Source organism: Paraburkholderia sp. J10-1 (assembly GCF_905220165.1).
Lineage (GTDB): Bacteria > Pseudomonadota > Gammaproteobacteria > Burkholderiales > Burkholderiaceae > Paraburkholderia.
Window position 1 is genome coordinate 1 of sequence record NZ_CAJMYW010000032.1, and the last position, 16,641, is coordinate 16,641.

The 16,641-nt window shown below is 61.9% G+C and carries 17 protein-coding genes and 3 pseudogenes; 13 read left to right on the forward strand and 7 right to left on the reverse strand.

The annotated features are described in order from the left end of the window. The first annotated feature begins 715 nt into the window (after positions 1–715). Positions 716–946, forward strand: a complete 231-nt coding sequence (locus tag U5A65_RS39310; RefSeq protein WP_415766460.1) for an amidase family protein — start codon at positions 716–718, stop codon at positions 944–946. 259 nt (positions 947–1,205) lie between these two features. Here U5A65_RS39310 and U5A65_RS39315 read toward each other — a convergent pair. Beyond that, positions 1,206–1,603, reverse strand: a pseudogene (locus U5A65_RS39315) (winged helix-turn-helix transcriptional regulator). Between the two features lie 475 nt (positions 1,604–2,078). After that, complete coding sequence (locus U5A65_RS39325) at positions 2,079–2,420, reverse strand: helix-turn-helix domain-containing protein (protein ID WP_321917522.1); 342 nt, start codon at positions 2,418–2,420, stop codon at positions 2,079–2,081. A gap of 143 nt (positions 2,421–2,563) precedes the next feature. Here U5A65_RS39325 and U5A65_RS39330 point away from each other — a divergent pair, with 143 nt between their 5' ends. The 6 genes from U5A65_RS39330 to U5A65_RS39355 all read left to right on the forward strand — a co-directional run bounded on the left by U5A65_RS39330 (position 2,564) and on the right by U5A65_RS39355 (position 8,229). Next, positions 2,564–3,553 (forward strand): NADPH:quinone reductase, encoded by a 990-nt coding sequence (locus U5A65_RS39330; RefSeq protein WP_321949580.1) that lies wholly within the window; start codon positions 2,564–2,566, stop codon positions 3,551–3,553. 102 nt (positions 3,554–3,655) lie between these two features. Next, positions 3,656–4,531, forward strand: coding sequence for a LysR family transcriptional regulator (locus U5A65_RS39335; protein ID WP_321949581.1), 876 nt, complete (start codon positions 3,656–3,658; stop codon positions 4,529–4,531). A 153-nt stretch (positions 4,532–4,684) separates the two neighbouring features. Continuing rightward, entirely contained in the window at positions 4,685–5,701 is a 1,017-nt protein-coding gene (locus U5A65_RS39340; protein WP_321917518.1) for a succinylglutamate desuccinylase/aspartoacylase family protein, read from the forward strand. 62 nt (positions 5,702–5,763) lie between these two features. After that, positions 5,764–7,140, forward strand: coding sequence for an MFS transporter (locus tag U5A65_RS39345; RefSeq protein ID WP_321949582.1), 1,377 nt, complete (start codon positions 5,764–5,766; stop codon positions 7,138–7,140). Between the two features lie 22 nt (positions 7,141–7,162). After that, complete coding sequence (locus U5A65_RS39350; RefSeq protein ID WP_321949583.1) at positions 7,163–8,059, forward strand: MBL fold metallo-hydrolase; 897 nt, start codon at positions 7,163–7,165, stop codon at positions 8,057–8,059. Beyond that, positions 8,023–8,229: a hypothetical protein gene (locus tag U5A65_RS39355; protein ID WP_321939653.1), complete on the forward strand. Its 207-nt coding sequence runs from the start codon at positions 8,023–8,025 to the stop codon at positions 8,227–8,229. Before U5A65_RS39350 ends, U5A65_RS39355 begins: the two co-directional genes overlap by 37 nt. 1 nt (position 8,230) lies before the next feature. Here the strand turns inward: U5A65_RS39355 and U5A65_RS39360 are convergent, their stop codons facing one another. Beyond that, on the reverse strand, positions 8,231–9,019 hold the full coding sequence (locus tag U5A65_RS39360; RefSeq protein WP_321917512.1) for a helix-turn-helix transcriptional regulator: 789 nt from the start codon (positions 9,017–9,019) through the stop codon (positions 8,231–8,233). A gap of 122 nt (positions 9,020–9,141) precedes the next feature. Here U5A65_RS39360 and U5A65_RS39365 point away from each other — a divergent pair, with 122 nt between their 5' ends. Then, complete coding sequence (locus U5A65_RS39365) at positions 9,142–10,227, forward strand: zinc-binding dehydrogenase (RefSeq protein WP_321949584.1); 1,086 nt, start codon at positions 9,142–9,144, stop codon at positions 10,225–10,227. A gap of 462 nt (positions 10,228–10,689) precedes the next feature. On the opposite strand, the gene U5A65_RS39370 is transcribed toward U5A65_RS39365, so the two are convergent. The 4 genes and pseudogenes from U5A65_RS39370 to U5A65_RS39385 form a co-directional block, all read right to left on the reverse strand. Next, entirely contained in the window at positions 10,690–11,424 is a 735-nt protein-coding gene (locus tag U5A65_RS39370; RefSeq protein ID WP_321949585.1) for a lytic transglycosylase domain-containing protein, read from the reverse strand. Positions 11,425–11,609: 185 nt separating this feature from the next. Further along, positions 11,610–12,212 (reverse strand): rhomboid family intramembrane serine protease, encoded by a 603-nt coding sequence (locus U5A65_RS39375; protein ID WP_321917507.1) that lies wholly within the window; start codon positions 12,210–12,212, stop codon positions 11,610–11,612. Between the two features lie 61 nt (positions 12,213–12,273). Further along, positions 12,274–12,716: pseudogene (locus U5A65_RS39380) on the reverse strand (polyhydroxyalkanoate depolymerase); the annotation flags it as partial. Positions 12,717–12,778: 62 nt separating this feature from the next. Beyond that, positions 12,779–13,261 (reverse strand): annotated as a pseudogene (locus U5A65_RS39385) (IS6 family transposase); the annotation flags it as partial. A 15-nt stretch (positions 13,262–13,276) separates the two neighbouring features. Here U5A65_RS39385 and U5A65_RS39390 point away from each other — a divergent pair. The 5 genes from U5A65_RS39390 (at position 13,277) to mauD (ending at position 16,641) form a co-directional block, all read left to right on the forward strand. Next, positions 13,277–13,462, forward strand: a complete 186-nt coding sequence (locus U5A65_RS39390; RefSeq protein ID WP_321949586.1) for a hypothetical protein — start codon at positions 13,277–13,279, stop codon at positions 13,460–13,462. Between the two features lie 193 nt (positions 13,463–13,655). After that, positions 13,656–14,078 carry a hypothetical protein gene (locus tag U5A65_RS39395; protein ID WP_321917503.1) on the forward strand — a complete coding sequence of 141 codons (423 nt, stop codon included), beginning with the start codon at positions 13,656–13,658 and terminating at the stop codon, positions 14,076–14,078. A 199-nt stretch (positions 14,079–14,277) separates the two neighbouring features. Beyond that, positions 14,278–15,435 carry an amine dehydrogenase large subunit gene (locus tag U5A65_RS39400; protein WP_415766444.1) on the forward strand — a complete coding sequence of 386 codons (1,158 nt, stop codon included), beginning with the start codon at positions 14,278–14,280 and terminating at the stop codon, positions 15,433–15,435. A gap of 13 nt (positions 15,436–15,448) precedes the next feature. Then, on the forward strand, positions 15,449–16,015 hold the full coding sequence (locus tag U5A65_RS39405) for a MauE/DoxX family redox-associated membrane protein (RefSeq protein ID WP_321949587.1): 567 nt from the start codon (positions 15,449–15,451) through the stop codon (positions 16,013–16,015). Further along, complete coding sequence (mauD, locus tag U5A65_RS39410; protein WP_321917499.1) at positions 16,015–16,641, forward strand: methylamine dehydrogenase accessory protein MauD; 627 nt, start codon at positions 16,015–16,017, stop codon at positions 16,639–16,641. Before U5A65_RS39405 ends, mauD begins: the two co-directional genes overlap by 1 nt.

Sequence of the window (16,641 nt, forward strand, 5' to 3'; positions counted from 1 at the left end):
CCCATTATCGCGGCTATCCCAGCGGCCGGCGGCGCCCACAGATGCCCACGAGCGTCGGTCTCGCCGATGGCGCGCGGCTGCGTTGCCAGCCTTCACGTCTAAGCACCACACTCGCGTCGATATTGCCTGCGCCGAGGCGATTTATTGCAATTGCGCATCCGCCCATCGGGTGCGAGCTTCCTGTGTCAGCCGGATCCGGTTGGTGCGAAAACCAGCGAGGGGAGGCCGCGTGGCGGGGCGGGCAAATCGCACAACGGAACGGCTTTGAGGAAGTGAGTGTGGCATTTCCTGCCATCCGGAGGGCGCTTGTTGACCCTGAGCAGCCGCTCGACCTAAGTAGCTCAAGTGACTGCTGCTCGCCCGATATCAGCCATTCGACATCCGTGCGCCCAACGCTCCGATCCATTCATATCTGCGCTAATGCCGGCGGGCTGAATCTGCGGCGAGATCGCGGATGCAGGATAGCCGAATAAGTGCCGACGCCATAAGCTGCTCCAACTTCAGCCTGTCGAGGTACGACGTGAATCCGATTGCTGATGCCCGATGCCATTTGCCCGGTGAACCATAGAGCGCGCGGGTGGTGTACTTTCGTCCAGTCAAGTCGTATGCGTAAAGCGCAACTGAGTCTTCAAGTAGCGCAGGAACGCTTGCAGCTTCGGGGACGGCACGCGCTCCCTCGGAAACAGGGCGTTGAGATCCTGTTGCGGACCGACCCATTCGGGTCTTTCGACATTCCCCATTCACGCCACCTTTCAACGTCTTCGGGCTCCCTGCCATGTCCGTACCGCTTGAAACGCACCCGGAAACCGGCTTGCCGATTGGCACGCAGTTCGCGGCAGGATTCGGCCGGGAAGACACGTTGCTGCAACTTGCCGGGCAACTCGAGCGGGCCCGGCCGTGGGTCGATCGCCGCCCGATATTGTGGGCGGGATGCCAGTCGAAGTGACAACGACTCGGGGCGTGCGAGCGTGGCCATCTAGATGACAGAGGGCCGCGCGTATCACGCAAAAGTTGGTGCTGCTGCGGCAGCGCCGTCGCGAGCAGCTACATCTGCGTCGACGCGGTTCCACGCGTCGACGCTCGTTTGGTCGATGGAAAGACTTGGGCCGTGCCTCTGAAGGCTGGCAGCAAAGTCGATCTTCTGCGCCGTGCCCGGCGTGACAAGCAGTCCTGTGCAATGTGATTGTCCGCTCGTTCCCTCATCGTTATCGCGACACAGCTCCCGGTGTCTGATTGAGCGCGTCTCCCGGGCCTTGTGTGGCGAACGCGCACTGCGACGCCTTGATCGCATCACGATTCTCGTCCACCCATTGCAACAGCGCCCGCAAATGCGGTTCCAAGGAACGACCCAGCGGCGAAATCTCGTACATCACCGCGACGGGCGCGGTGCAGACCACCGATCGCTTGACGAATCCACTGGCTTCGAGGCGACGCAGGCATTGTGTCAAGGCCCTTGTGTGATGCCGTCGTTGGCGCGCCGTAAAGCGTTGAAGCGCATCGGGCCTCCGCACAAATGTCCTAGCACGAGCAGTGTCCACTTGCTCGTTATCTCCTCGAGCACGAGGCGGTTCAGTTCAAGCGCTTCCTGGGATAACGCGGGCATGGTCGAGGAGGCAAGTCCATTACCTATCAACGCTTCCCCGACAGTCTGCTGCGAGAAAATGCTTTCCTCGGACGCCTCGCCGATCTGTTTGACGATGGCCGGCTGGCCGGTAATGCGGATATCGCGTCATTGACGAGCACGTTCGGGCCACTGCTGAGCTTCGACGCGTGGTTGGCGGGCCCGGGCAAGTCTCTGTTCGAAGCAGCGCTCAACGCGAAGGACACGACGATCGCGCTACGCTAATGACCGTCGACTGGACATCAGGGCGCCGCCACTGCCGCCGCCCGAGCTGTTGCCATAGACGACCCTCCGCGTGCAAAGGGCCGGTATCAAAGCGAAGCGGTCGTTCCAACGACTCCGTAACAGCGAAAGTACACGGCGCTTGCTGGCGGACTATAGCCCGATGCAGTGGCCCATAGTCGTCGACCCCCAAGCGCCGTTCTCAGGGCCCATAAGCGGACGTCGACGAGCGCGGTTAGCAGGACTCCAATTGCTCCAGTCGTTCGATGTAAGCGTCGCCCCATTGCTTCATTGCCTCAAGCACGGGCGCGAGCGTTTTTCCGAACTCGGTCAACGAGTATTCGACACGCGGCGGAACCTCCGCGAAAACCTTACGTGTCACGATCCCGTTCAATTCAAGTTCACGAAGCTGCAGCGTCAAAGAGCGCTGCGTGACTGTTCCGATCAAGCGTCGCAATTCGCCGAACCGTTTCGTGCCGTTCATCAGATAGTGGACGATCAGCGGTTTCCATTTTCCGCCGGCGACGTCGACCGTTGCAGCAACGGAGCACTGATACGTAGTAACCGAAGAGGCCATGCAGACTCCCAATAGGATACTTTCTATCCCTATATATCAAAGATGTGCCTTCTTGTACAAAAACAGTCGACCGCCGATAGTCTCCGCTCTATTGCGCTGACCAACGCTCAGCGGACGACCGTGTTATTCAAGGAGGGAGATTGATGAAGGCCGCATACTACGAAAGGCAAGGCAGAGCTTCGGAAGTACTGAGGCTTGGTGATTTTCCGGTTCCGCAACCAGGTCCCGGCGAAGTTCGCGTGCGAATCCATGCGTCCGGTCTGAATCCGAGCGATATCAAGGCGCGCACCGGTTTCTCCGGTCCTGCCGCTTTCCCCATGGTCATTCCGCATCAAGATGGCGCCGGAGTGATCGACGCGGTCGGGGTCGGCGTTGCGCCGACACGCATCGGCGAACGGGTTTGGCTGTTCGAAGCGCAATATCGTCGCCCATTCGGCACGGCTGCGGACTGCGCAGTCGTGCTGGCATCACAAGCCGTTTTTTTACCCGACAACGTTTCGTTTGAGGTCGGAGCCTGTTTGGGCATTCCAGCACTCACGGCTCATCGCTGCCTCTTCGCAGACGGCGTTATCAACGGGCATAGCATACTCGTCCATGGGGGCGCGGGGGCAGTCGGAACCGCAGCAATCCTGCTTGCAAAATGGGCGGGCGCGTGGGTCGCGACGACCGTCTCAACGCCTGAACAGGCGGACGCTGCGCGACGTGCGGGTGCAGACCTTGTCATCAATCGACTGTCGCAAGATGTGTCGGCGATCGTGAATTCGGCTACTGGGCAGCGAGGGGTCGGCCGGATCGTGGATGTCAGTCTGCAAGACAACCTCGAAACCGATATGAGCTGTCTGGCCGACGGCGGCATCATCAGCGCCTATGCTGTGGAGTCCGCTGCCGACCACCTGGCCCTTCCGCTGCTAAAGGCGATGATCGCAGGCTGCACGTTCCGGTTCATCTACATCTACACTGTCCCGGCGGCCGCAAAGTCCGCAGCGGTCTCAGCGATCAGCCAATGCCTCGTGCACGGAGCGTATGCGCCCACGATAGGGATGCAAGTATCACTCGACGCTATCGTCGAAGCACACGAAGCTCAAGAAACGGGCCGGGTTATCGGCAAGATCATCGTGAAGCCGAATTCATAAGCACGAGCCCCACACGCCTGACTTATACGATTTCCTCAAGGCTGCCATTCAACGCGTGCAGTGGTTTACGATGACGCTCCAACGTCCTGTTCCCATACCGCCATGGAACTCCGGCATCTTCGCTATTTCATCGCTGTCGCAGAATTGCGCAGTGTGCGCTCGGCTTCCGAACAACTGCACGTGACGCAGCCGGCGATTTCCCGGCAAATCCAGGATCTCGAACAGGCCATCGGCGCGGCTTTGTTCGAACGTACGCCACGAGGTCTGCTGCTCACGGCTGCGGGCGAGGCCTACTTGTCCGAGGCGCGAGAGATTCTGGTCCGCGTAGACGCCGCCAATCGCCTCGCCCGCCAGATCGCCTCCGGTTTGCGCGGTCATTTGCGCGTCGGGTTTGTCGAAAACGCGGCATGGAGTGGCATTGTCTCCAGCGCGTTGCGCGAATTCGAACAGGCAGTGCCGGAAGTCGCGCTCGAACTGCAGCCGATGAACACTCCGGAGCAACTTGAAGCGATTGCAGCGGGACGGCTCGACGGCGGTTTCTGCTATCGAGTCGGTGTGCTCCCCGAAGGCATCGCGAGCGTGCCGATGCTCGAACAGAACGTCCTGTTGGCCGTGCCTGAAGCGTGGCCGCTCGGCAAAGCGGGGGCCGTTTCGACGGCAGACCTTCGGGAAACCCCATTTATCGCCTTTCCTCGACGCGTCTACCCGGCGTACTACGACCGCCTCCTGTCCGCGTGCGCCGAGTGCGGCCTGACGCTCGACATCCGACAGGAGGCCAGCACCGAAACGGCCATCCTTTCGCTCGTGTCCGCGGGCATGGGGGCCGCGATCGTGAACGCGGCGAATCGCGATCGTCCACCGGCACGCGTGCGTTTCGTCGATCTTCAGGATTTGTCGGTGCCGTTGCCACTCGAATTCTGCTACGTAACAAACGGCGCAAACATGGCATTGGCTCGATTCGTCGACCAGCTGAAGTAGGCGGCGCGTGGCTGCGGCGCGACGGTGGAGGAACGCGTAGCCGGTGATGCCTTCAAAGCATCACCGGCTGCAGAAAACGGCATTGGTCAGGCACTTTGTCTTCGGCGATAGTAAGACAACCGGGGCGTCGCCTCGCTGCTTACGGATCGCACCATGTCCCATCTTCCTTCGCTTATCGCCACTGACGTGGACTTCGAGCGCACCGGTTTCCAGACCGGCACGCTCAGGCTGCCCTGGTCGCACGATCGCTCGGCTTACGGGCACATTCCCATCCCGCTCGCCGTGCTCAACGCCGGAGCGGGGACAGGGCCGACCGTTCTACTCACAGGCGGCAACCACGGCGACGAATACGAAGGCCCAGTCGCATTGTTCAAGCTGCTCCAGCGGCTGCCGTCGATGGCGATCCGTGGCCGCATCATCGTGATTCCAGCGCTGAACTTCCCGGCCTTCATCAACGGCTCCCGCACTTCCCCGATTGACCACGGCAATCTGAACCGGCTTTTTCCGGGCGCACGCAACGGGCAGCCGACGGAGATGATCGCGCACTACGTCGAAACGGTATTGCTTCCACGCGCCGACGTCGTCATCGATCTTCACGCCGGCGGTGCATCTTTCGAACATGCTCCCACGCTTCTCGCGTCGCCACCCGCCGAAGGCGAGCGGCGTGCGCTCTATCTGGACCTCGTTCGCGCGTTTGGAGCACCAAACACGATGATCATGGATCTGCTCGGCGAAGATCGCACTTTCGCGGCGGCCGCCGAACGCCACGGGAAGCTATTCCTGTGCGGCGAATTCGGCGGCCACGCAGGGTGTGACGCGGCCAACCTCGCGATCGTCGAGAGCGGCCTGCTTCGCGTCCTGCACCGACTCGGCATGACGCCGGAGGCTGATCCCTCGCCGGCGGGTGAGACGCAATTTCTTCGTGTGGAAGGCGCACGCCACTATGTGTATTCGCCGATTGCGGGCGTGTTCGAGCCCGCTTTCGCACTCGGCGATCGCGTTCGCGAAGGTCAGATCGCGGGACGTCTCTTCGATCCGCACCGGCCCTGGCAAGCGCCGCTGGAGATTCGCTTCCGCGCCGACGCCACGGTGATGTGCATCCGTACTTTCGCGCGCGTGGAACCCGGCGACTGCATTGCATTGCTGGCCGCGGATACCGTTGTGGACTGAACACGGAACAACAAGAACGAGTGTGACGGACGACTCACCTACTCATCCTCCGGAGATCGTGCATGAGCGCTTATCCCCCTTCGATTCAGGCGACTGAGCACGTCGGCCGGCCGTCATCCAGCGATGTTCGACACCCGGTCTACATCGTGCTGCTGTTCTTCATCTGCTTCGCGTTCTCGTATCTGGATCGGCAGATCGTCAGCGTACTCGTGCAGCCGATCAAGCAGTCGCTCGCGCTCACCGATACTCAAATCGGCCTGCTGCAGGGTCTATCGTTCACGATGTGCTACGCAACGGCGGGCGTTTTCGTCGCGCGGCTCGTCGATCGAGCCAACCGGGTGAAGCTGATCGCCGCTTGCATTGCGGTCTGGGCAATCTCGACGATGGCTTGCGGATTCGCATCGAACTTTTCCGAACTGCTCATCGCTCGTGCAGGGACCGCGATCGCAGAGGCCGCGCTGAGCCCCGCTGCATTGTCGATCTTTAGCGACATCTTCACGCCGCGTCGCGTGGCGCGCGCGAGCAGTGTCTTCATGCTTGGGCCATACGTGGGGGGCGGCGTTGCGTTGTTCGGCGGCGGCATGTTGTTGTCTGTCGCGCATGGCGACAGCAGCGCGCTACTTGCGGCGCATGGCTTCGAGCCGTGGCAAATGGTGTTCGTCGCGGTCGGGCTGCCCGGGCTCGTGTTGGCCGCGCTGGTGGCATTCACGGTTCGCGAACCGGTCCGCCAGGAGACCTTCGCTCGTGCTACGCAAGCAGGAGACGCCATGCCATCGCTGCGCGAAGTCGTGGTCGAACTGTTCGTGCGCAATCGCTTCTGCCTGCCGTACTTCGCGGCCTACGTCGCGTTGATCACGTTGTTCTACTCGCACGCCGCGTGGTTCCCGACTTTGCTGATGCGCCATTTTCATCTCGCGCCGAAGGCGGTGGGCCAGATGGCCGCACCCGCTTACGTGATCGGTGGGACACTTGGTATCGCGTGCGCGGGCATGCTTGCGACGCGAATCACTGACGAAAACACGTTGCGCAGGGTGCTGGGCTTCTCCGCCGGCGCGGTTGCTACACTGGTGCCAGCCGCGATTGCGATGCCGCTCGTCGCCGACAGCACCGTCGCGGTTCTGCTGTATGGCAGCTGTGCGTTCACCGCGAGCATCGCGATGGGCCTCGCGCCCGTACCGCTGCAAATCGCGGTGCCGAACCGCATGCGTGGTCGTTCGCTCGCTTTGCTCGTCTTCATGACCAACGCGATCAGCGGAGGCGTTGGGCCGCTGGCCGTCGGTTACCTGAACGAGCACCTCGGGCACATGGGCAACAGTCTGGGCGTCGCGCTGGCCTTGACCGGTGGGTTGTCCTCACTGATTGGCGCCGCGCTCTACATACTGGCCATGCGGCGCGTGCCGGTCGCGCATGCGCCTGCCGTAGAGCGAGGAACTCCATGACTTACTACGAACCAACGTTGCTATGAAAAACGCTTCCAATACTCATCTCGTGGGCGATGCAACCATCACTCGGGTGGATGAAACGGCCTTCGCACTCGCTCCCGATGTCTTGTTCCCGGACTGGGATCCCGCTAGCGGTCGTGTTCTGGAAGAACACTGTTCGACCGCCAGCCTCGACCTGACGAATCGACGCGTATCGATGAGAACGCATTTGTGGGTCGTTGAATTCCGCGGACTGACTATTGTCGTCGACACGGGAATCGGCAATGGGAAAACGCGGCCGTTCAGTGCACTGTTCGACCAACTCGACAACCCCGTGCTTGAGCGCTTCGAGGCGGCAGGCTTCCTGCGCGAGCGCGTCGACTATGTGCTGCTCACACATTTGCACGTCGATCATGTCGGATGGAACACGCATTGGCAAAACGACCGCTGGATGCCCGTCTTTCCGAACGCCACCTATGTATTCGGCCAGCGCGAGTGCGACTATTTCGCAAAGCCGGAAGGAGAGCCGCGGCGCATGGTATTCGAGGACAGCGTACTGCCGGTCATTGAGGCCCAACAGGCCCGCATCGTGCCGGATGAAGGGGCGGAGATTGTCGACGGCATTCGCTTTCTGCCGACGCCGGGCCACAGCATCGGGCATATGGCTATCGAAATTCGCTCACAGGGACAGACAGCATTGTTCTCCGGGGACGTGATGCACAGTCCGTTGCAAATCTATCGTCCTCATTGGAATTCGACGTTCTGCCTCGATCAGCCACAGGCGCGAGCATCGAGACAATCGTTGCTCGAACGCGCGGCGAAAACGGGGGCGATCGTATTCCCCGCGCACTTTCCGGAAACATCAGCCGGTACGGTGCATGAAGGTCCGCACGGATTCGAATGGCGCTACTTGAGGGCGCCTCGCTCACCAGGCTGATGTCGGCGATGGTCGTGCTCGACAGCGCGCAGTCGTTGAGAGACACGGGGAGCGTCGACAACGACGACATCGATCGACTCAAGCACTCGGGGTCCCGCTTCCCGGCCGGCGCGTCGCTCGAACGGGCATCACGCCGGCAAGCGGGAACACCACCGCCTGTTGCCGCCTGAGCTAAACGACGTCCGCGTCGACCGGCGTGTAGATTGCGAGCTTAAGCGCCGGATCGTCGTTCGCCTGAAACGTTGCGTACTCGTAGCGCTGTACACCGTGCCTCGCGTGCGCAAAGACCTTCTGACCCGACGCGCCGCTGCGCACGTCGTGTGCACTCCACCATTTCGCGAACTCCTCGCTGCTCGAACCAAGGCGTCCTACCAGTTCGACGAACGCAGGATCGCCCGCATGGAGGTCGTGGCTTGTACGAAACAGCGCGATCATGCGCCGGGCTTCATTCGACCAGCTCGCGCCAAAGAGCCGCCGTGCTTCGGGTTCGAGGAACATGTAAATCATGATGTTGCGGTCTTGCGCAGCGAGACGATCGAAGCCGAGCAGTTCGGTGGCGGCCTGGTTGCACGCAAGGATGTCCCAGCGCCGACCAGTCACGTAAGCCGGAAGAGCGAGACTGGCTACCACCCGCGCGACGGCGGGCGGCACATTCTCGCGGGCGAAGGCGCGCGGTTCACTGCGCTGCGCGAGCGTGCGCAAATGGGCCACTTCGGCATTGTCGAGCTGCAATGCCCGCGCAAGCGCATCCAGCGTCGCATCCGAAGGGCTGACCGCGCGCCCTTGCTCGAGGCGGATATACCAGTCCACGCCGATGCCCGCGAGTTCCGCGACTTCCTCACGCCGGAGGCCGGGCGTGCGGCGGCGCCGGCCATCGTTGAGGCCGACGTCGCCGGGTCTCAGCTTCTTGCGCCGGGAGCGCAGAAAGTCGCCGAATGGGGTTCGCGTCGTGGCGGTCATCGTGTTCGCTTCATATCGGGTAGGACGGCAGGGTGGGACTGCGCAATCCTGGGATCGCAGCGGGCCTTGTTGCCTATTCTAAGCCTGCCAGAATCGGCCCATCCCCCCTTTCTGGAAGAGTCATGAAAGCTGCCGTCCTGAAGGCGCTCAACGCGCCGCTCACGATCGAACAGATACCGGATCCTTCTGCAGGCACCGGCGAAGTTATCGTAGACGTCGTTGCGGCGCCGGTGTTGTCCTATGCGCAGGAAGTGTTCAGCGGTGAACGCCGCTATCCAATCGAGTTGCCTATCGTGCCGGGCTGCGGCGCGATCGGTCGGGTCCGCACAATCGGTCCCGATGCGACGCATCTGAAACTGGGCGACTGGGTGTTCTGCGATCCGACCGTGCGCTCTCGCGACGATGCGCTCATGCCTGATATCGTGCTGCAGGGCTGGAGCGCGCGAGGCGAGGGCGGCAGGCGGTTGCAGCGGTATTTTCACGACGGCCCGTTTGCCGAGCAGCTACGGTTGCCGACAGAAAACGCGGTGCGCATCGGCGAGATCGATCCGGCTGACGCCGCGCGTTGGTGCGCGCTCAATACGTTGCTCGTACCATACGGCGGGCTGCTCGCGTCTGATCTGCGGGCCGGTGAGATCCTGCTCGTCAGCGGAGCGACTGGCAACTTCGGCAGCGCGTGTGTCGCGGTCGCGCTCGCAATGGGCGCGCGCTGCGTCGTCGCACCCGGCCGCAACGCGCAGGCACTCGAAGACCTGGAGCGCAGATTCGGCGATCGCGTGCGAACCATTTTACTGTCCGGCGACGAAGCAACGGATAGCGAACGCATGCAACGGGCGGCGCCGGGACCGATCGACTGCGTGATGGACCTGATGCCGCCGTCTGTTCCGGCGACGACGGTGCGTGCCGCGGTGATGGCGGTCCGCCCGTATGGGCGCGTGGTCCTGATGGGCGGTGTTGGCATGCTGGGCGGCGCGGGCCTCGAGCTTCCCTATCCGTGGATCATGCGCAACGACATTACGTTGCGCGGCAAGTGGATGTATCCAACGCAAGCCGTGACGTTGATGACAGGTTTGATTCGAGGTGGGCTGCTGCATCTGGGCCATTTCGATGTGACAACGTTCGCGCTCGACGATGCGAACGAGGCAGTCGCTCATGCAGCGGCGAACGGCGGCCCATTCCGGATGACGGTGATCAGCACGGCGCGTTGACGAGTGTGGTTCTTCGCAGACAATCACACAATGGGCGACCTGCCTTTGTGCCTGACAAACGCTTGTCCTGTGCTCAAGTCCACGACCCCGTCCTCAAGTTCATTCAGGAAATGTCCGCTGACGACAAAAGGAATTCGTTCCCGGCGTCATGTTGCGGCCATCTACGCCTGAGATTCGTCATCCTTGTATCGCAGGGGCGCGAAGCAGTCGACCGGTCCAGGTACCCTTGGGATAGGACTGCTCGCAACGAAACCTCGCAGCCGATACTACGCGCTGCTATGAACGCTTTGGACAGGCGGTAATGCGCTGAACTGCAGCCATTCGAACACACATCCCGAGCGTCGCTTCATGGCCGAGCCCGGAAGTCCGTCAGAAGAAGATGCGCAGCGGATCGCCTTGGCAGACGAACTTCCGTAGCCGACGGAGGCGGCGCTCGTTGGTGGTCGTGACCATGTTGATAAGTCACGCCCCGGGCTGGTAGGCTGCGAGTTGAGCCGAGATGCCGCCACCACTGTAGTCACCCATGCGTGACATCACCGACGGCGCGTAGGACAGCGTTTGCATCGGAGCCAGGCTGAGACCTTTGCGGTCGAGGTTGCCTTCTCCCCAGTTGTAGGCGCGTAACGCTGACGTGAGATCTCCCCCATAGTGGCGAATCAGCCCGGAAAGCTTTCGTGCGGCCGCCCACGCGGATTGCGAAGGGTTCATCGGGTCGACGTGATATTCCCTTGCCGTCGTCGGCATTAGCTGGAACAAGCCCCGGGCGCCGGCGTAACTGACCGCGTGGGCGTTGCCCGATGATTCCTGCTGGGCAAGTGCCCCGAGTAATCCAGTTGGCAGTCCGAATCTCTGTTCCGTGGCAGCAAAGTTCAGCTTTGAAGCCCAGACTTGAACGGCGGCGTTGAGCCTGCCGGGCCGGCGAGACTGCACGGCGACTTCAGTCGCGCTCGCCAAACTTTGCGCATCGGGCGGTGGCTTCCAGCCCGCCACCTGTCCGACGAAGATGACTCGCCTCGAACGCTCCTGTTCGCCACTGAGGTAGTCCTCGCTGTACGCGAGCAACGCGACTCCCGCCAGAACGGGACTCAGAAGTATCATCGTCAGCGCACCGGCGCCGCGCCGCAGCAGTGTGGTGAGGCGACCCAGATGCGGATGAGGATCTGGAATTCGGGTAGGGCTGCTCGGAAGGAGGGACATGTTGCCTCCGCAATAAAGCCGCACAGAGAGCAACAGGCGGATTGTTGACGCAGCTTGGAGTGTGCGCCGTGCCGGTTGCCTGGACATGTGTCCCGGTGTCGCCAGTGAGTTTTCCCTCTATTTTGAAGAGCGCGCAATTGGCCGGCGGAAACAGCGCGCGATGGCGCTCCCGGGTCAATGTGCAATCAGGGCCGGGTGAGGCGCACTCTCGGCTGGAATGTCAGGCGCGCTGCGAGGACGCCGCCGATCGCGCCGCCGAGATGGCTTTGCCATGAGATGCCGGGATAGACAGGCAGCACGCCGGACAGCAGGCTGATGCCATAGGCGACCACGACGAAGAGCGCGACCAGCATGGCGAGGAAGTGACGTGTGTAGATGCCGCGTGCGACCAGATAGCCCGCGTAGCCGAAAACGAGTCCGCTCGCGCCGATATGGACGCTATATGGGGCGCCAAGCAGCCAGGCGCAGCACCCCGCGCCAAGCATGCCCCCCGCGGTCGCCACGACAAAATTCCCGATGCGAGGCCACATTGCGAGCCACCCGAGCACCACGAGGCCGCCTGTGTTCGCCATGATGTGGCCGAGGCTAGCGTGAAGCCACGGCGCGAACAGGATCCCCTGGAGGCCGGAGACGGTGCGCGGGACGACGCCGTGGTGTGTGAGGCGCAGCGACGGGAAGGCGGCGGACAGAAAGAAGACCGCCCACATCGAGCCGATAAAGAGTGCGAGCACCACGATCCGGCTCTCGATCTGCGCGGCGAAGCTTCGATTTTTCGCTGTGTTCGGCATGGTCTGGTTGTCGGAGCGCCCGCATGGCACGCCGCAAAGGCTACAGGTACCCTGTAATGGGTTACGCGACAAGCGCTTCTTCGAAATCCGTGTTCTGCGCCGCCCCATGATGCGCCAGAATGAAGCTGCGGACCTGCGGGTACACGACGGAATGCCAGCGCTTGCCCGAGAAAATCCCATAGTGTCCGCACTTCTCGGCCGTGAAGTGGCGCCTGTCATGTGCGGCGATACCCGTGCAGAGGTCGTGCGCGGCGCGCGTCTGGCCGTCGCCGCTGATGTCGTCGAGTTCTCCTTCAACCGTCATGAGCGCCGTCGTGCTGATTGCCTGCGGCAGCACCGGTTCGCCGCGGACCGTCCAGGTGCCTTGCGCCAGGCGGAATTTCTGAAATACGGTCTGGATCGTTTCATGTCGAGCACCGCGTTGTATTCATCGTAGAAGCGGCGATGCGACTCGGCGCTCTCCTCATCGCCGCGTACCAGATTCAGGTAGTAGTCGTAGTGCGACTGCATAGGTTTTGTCGTAGTAAGGCTCGATGAGCAAACGAGATCGATATGCAAAGTACTGCTTATATAACTAGATTGTAGAATTGATCAGCCGTTGACGGATGGGTTCCGCGGGCGCACTTCATCTGTCCTTTCGCGATCGTATGCATAAGTTCAATGCCGGCCAGAAGGATCCGGGCACAGCGAAAATACTTGAAGCCCAGCATGGGCCGGGTGCGCCGCTTGATCGCCCAGTGGTCCTGTTCGACGAGGTTGTTGAGATATTTGGACCGACGGATCTTGATGGGCACCTCACGATCGGCGTTGCTCGCTTCGAGCGCGGCGAGATTGGCGCCGCTTTTGTCGATGGTCACCGTCTCGGGCGCGCCATTCTGAGCGATCGACATCTCAAAGTAACGCCGGGCTGCAGTCTTGTCCCGATGAGCGCGTAGTAGAAAGTCGATGGTGTTGCCGTCCTTGTCGACGGCCCGATAAAGATATCGCCAATCGCCCTTGACACGGATGTACGTCTCGTCCATGCGCCAGCTCTTGCTGCCCGGAAGTTTCAGTCGCGCGACCTGGTGCTGGTCGTCAAAGAAATCCTCGAGGAAACAGGGTGCCGGCCCCAGTGGCTGGAATTCGAAATTACCGAAATCCTGCTGCTTGCGGAGAACGATTCGGTCATGAGTGCGCTTTTGGCATTCGAGGACATGGGGTTGTCGATCGCTCCGCGTTATCTCAGCGTCTCGTGCGGCGGAAAATCGTAAGGACGCACAAGAAGTGCATCTGTTTTGCCGCGGGTTTTCAGCATTCAGGATTGCTCATCGGCCATTCTCCTGACGATCGACGCAAAACGTACCTCCAATATCGGCAAACCGTTCGCCGTGATATAGCGGCGCGCCCGTTTTTGCGGGATCATCCGGCCCTCCAGGCTGCGGGATCTCACGCTATTCACTACCCATGGAAAATGGCCTTCTACTCTTCCCGGTCGCGGCGCTTCACGTTGAAGCGACCGGCGAGCCGCTGTGGTTTCGCCGGGCGCCCAACTCGCACGCAGCGGTCATTTCCGACTTCGGGGACGTTCCCGACGTGCTCATGCGTCTGCCCGAATGCTGGTGCGTCGTCCCCGGCGCCAGGCTCGAAGGGTTGCACGATGACGAGGACATTGCCGATGCTGACCCGCGCTTCAACGGCGCGCTCCCCGATCATCACTTCGCGGTCGTCCGCCACACCGACCAGCGCCTGAACGTCGCGCTGCTGTTGATGAACGCAGCGGAAGCCGTGCTCTTGCCCACGCGCATTTACGGTGCGCGCGAGCCGTTCGAAGGCTGTGTGCCAGGTGTTGAAGCGACCCTCGTCGAAGCAGCTGGCCAAGGCGTCTGAGCCACGGCGCGGGCCTACGGGTGATCCCTGCTAGCCAGCGCAGCGGGAAGATGCATCGCGCCGTTTTGTAAGCCCGTTATTGGCATCGCAAGGCATACGTAATAATTCTACGGAACGTTTGCCGATTTGGGAGCTGTTTCAAAAACTGACTAAAGCTAATTTTCCGCAAGGCCAAAACGAATGTTCTTGCGGAGAAAAAATGCTACGAAATTGGAGACGGGCGCTGCTGATGGCGGGCGGCGCCGCGATAGCCGCCCACGCGGCCCATGTCCTCGCAACCGAGAAGGCCGAGGACCTGACGATCGCGAAGATGCCGGCGTACAGCCCGCATCAGGTGTACGTGGTGGACGTCAACTTCAGCTCGATGACGGACGCGCGCACGAATGTCCTCGACGGCGACGCCAACCGCTTCCTTGGGCAGATCGACGCCGGTTTCGCGCCGGGCTTCGCGATCAGTCCCGATCACAAGACGAGCTACGTCGCCACCACGTACTTTGCGCGCGGCTCGCACGGCGCACGTACCGATGTCGTTGAAATGACGGACAACGCGACGCTGCAAATCACGGGCGAAGTCGTGATCCCGCCGAAGCACGCGCAAAGCGTACCGTCGCCGTACAACACGTCGCTTTCGAAAGACGGCAAGTGGCTTTACGTCGCGAACATCACGCCCGCCACATCGGTCACCGTGGTCAACACGGCCACGCACCAGGTCGCCTCGGAAATCGATACGGACGGCTGCGTGCTCGCCTATCCGTCGGGGAGCGACCGCTTCACGTCACTGTGCGAAAGCGGCAAGGCGTTGACCGTCGTCCTCGGTGCGAACGGCAAGGAAAAGAGCCGCAAATTGTCAGACCCGTTCATCGATGTCGCGAAAGATCCGGCATTCGTGAACGCGTCGCGCAGCGGCAATACGTACTGGTTCGCGACGTTCAATGGCAACGTGCGCACTGCCGATTTCAGCGGCCCGGCACCCGTGTTCGGCACGCCGTGGGCGCTCGTGACGCCCGATGAGGCGAAGGCCGGCTGGCGTCCCGGCGGCCTGCAGCAAACCGCGCTGCACGTGCCGACGCAGCGTCTTTTCGTGGCGATGCACCAAGGTGCAGAGGGCTCGCACAAAGACCCGGCAAGCGAAGTCTGGGTGTTCGACCTGAAGACGCACAAGCGCATTGCGCGCTGGAGACTCGCGGACCAGAAGATCGATCCGCTGCTTTCGATCCAGGTGAGCGAAGACGCGCATCCGCTCTTTTACGGCATCACGACGACCTCCGACGTGGTCGTTGCCGACGCGGCAACGGGCAAGCTCAAGCACGTTCACAAGCAGGTCGGCGCGACGTCGTCGCTGCTGGTCAATCCGTAACGAGGCGCGAATCATGATCTCAAGTCTCGTTATCGATCCGGTCGTTTCGACTGTTGCGCTCGCAACCACATCGATTATCACTTTGGCGCTCGCGATTCCGAAGGTGATGCGCCAGTCCGATTTACGACAAGCCGTAGCGGGCTTCCAGTTGCTGCCGCACGTGCTCGTCGCGCCGTTCGCACTCGCCTTGCCGATCGCCGAAGTGGCCGCCACGCTTGCGTGCCTCGTGCCCGCCACGCGCAGCCTGGGCGCCGCGGCGCTCGCCGCGCTCTTCGTGCTGTTTGCGTTCGCGCTCGGCATCAACGTGGCGCGAGGGCGTACCAATATCGACTGTGGCTGCAATGGCTTTCGCCAGACGGGCGGTCCCGCCGCTCACTCGATCGGATGGGCGCACGTGGCGCGGGTGTTGCTGCTGGCCACACTGGCCGTGCTCGCAGGCATGCCGCAAAGCGTGCGCGCGGTCGTCTGGTTCGACTACCTGAGCGTGCTGGGCGCGACGCTCTTCGCCGTTGCCGCATTTTTTACCCTGGACGTGCTGCTCGCCAACCGTCCGAAGCTGAATCACCTGAGGAACTCGTAATGGAAAACGCACTGTTGATCTCTAATGCTCTGCTGTGGGCCGGTGTGCTCGCGCTCTGCGCCATCTCGCTCGCACTGGTGCGCCAGATCGGCATTCTGTACGAAAGGATGATGCCCGTCGGCGCACTGATGATCGACAAGGGCCCGGCGGTCGGCACTGTGGGCCCGTCGTTCGAGCTGGGCGCGCTCGATGGCCGTCAAGTCAAGGTGGGCGGAATCTCGGCCGCGGGCCGCAGCACGCTCGTATTTTTCCTCTCGCCGAGCTGCCCGGTGTGCAAGAAGCTGCTGCCGCTGCTGCCGTCGATCCAGGCGCGCGAAACGGCTACCGACATCGTGCTCGCAAGCGATGGCGACACCACGGAACACGCGGCCTTCTACAAGAAGCTCGGCCTGAGCCAGTTCCCCTATGTGCTCTCACAGGAGCTGGGCATGGCCTACCAGATCGGCAAGCTGCCCTATGCACTCCTGATCGACGAGTCGGGCAAGATCCGCGCGAAGGGCCTCGTGAATTCGCGTGAACACCTCGAAAGCCTCTTTGAAGCGAAAGAGCGCGGCGTGGCGTCGCTGCAGGAGTACGTCCACGGGGATCACGCGGGTCATACGAATCACGCGGAGCAGCACGCCTGA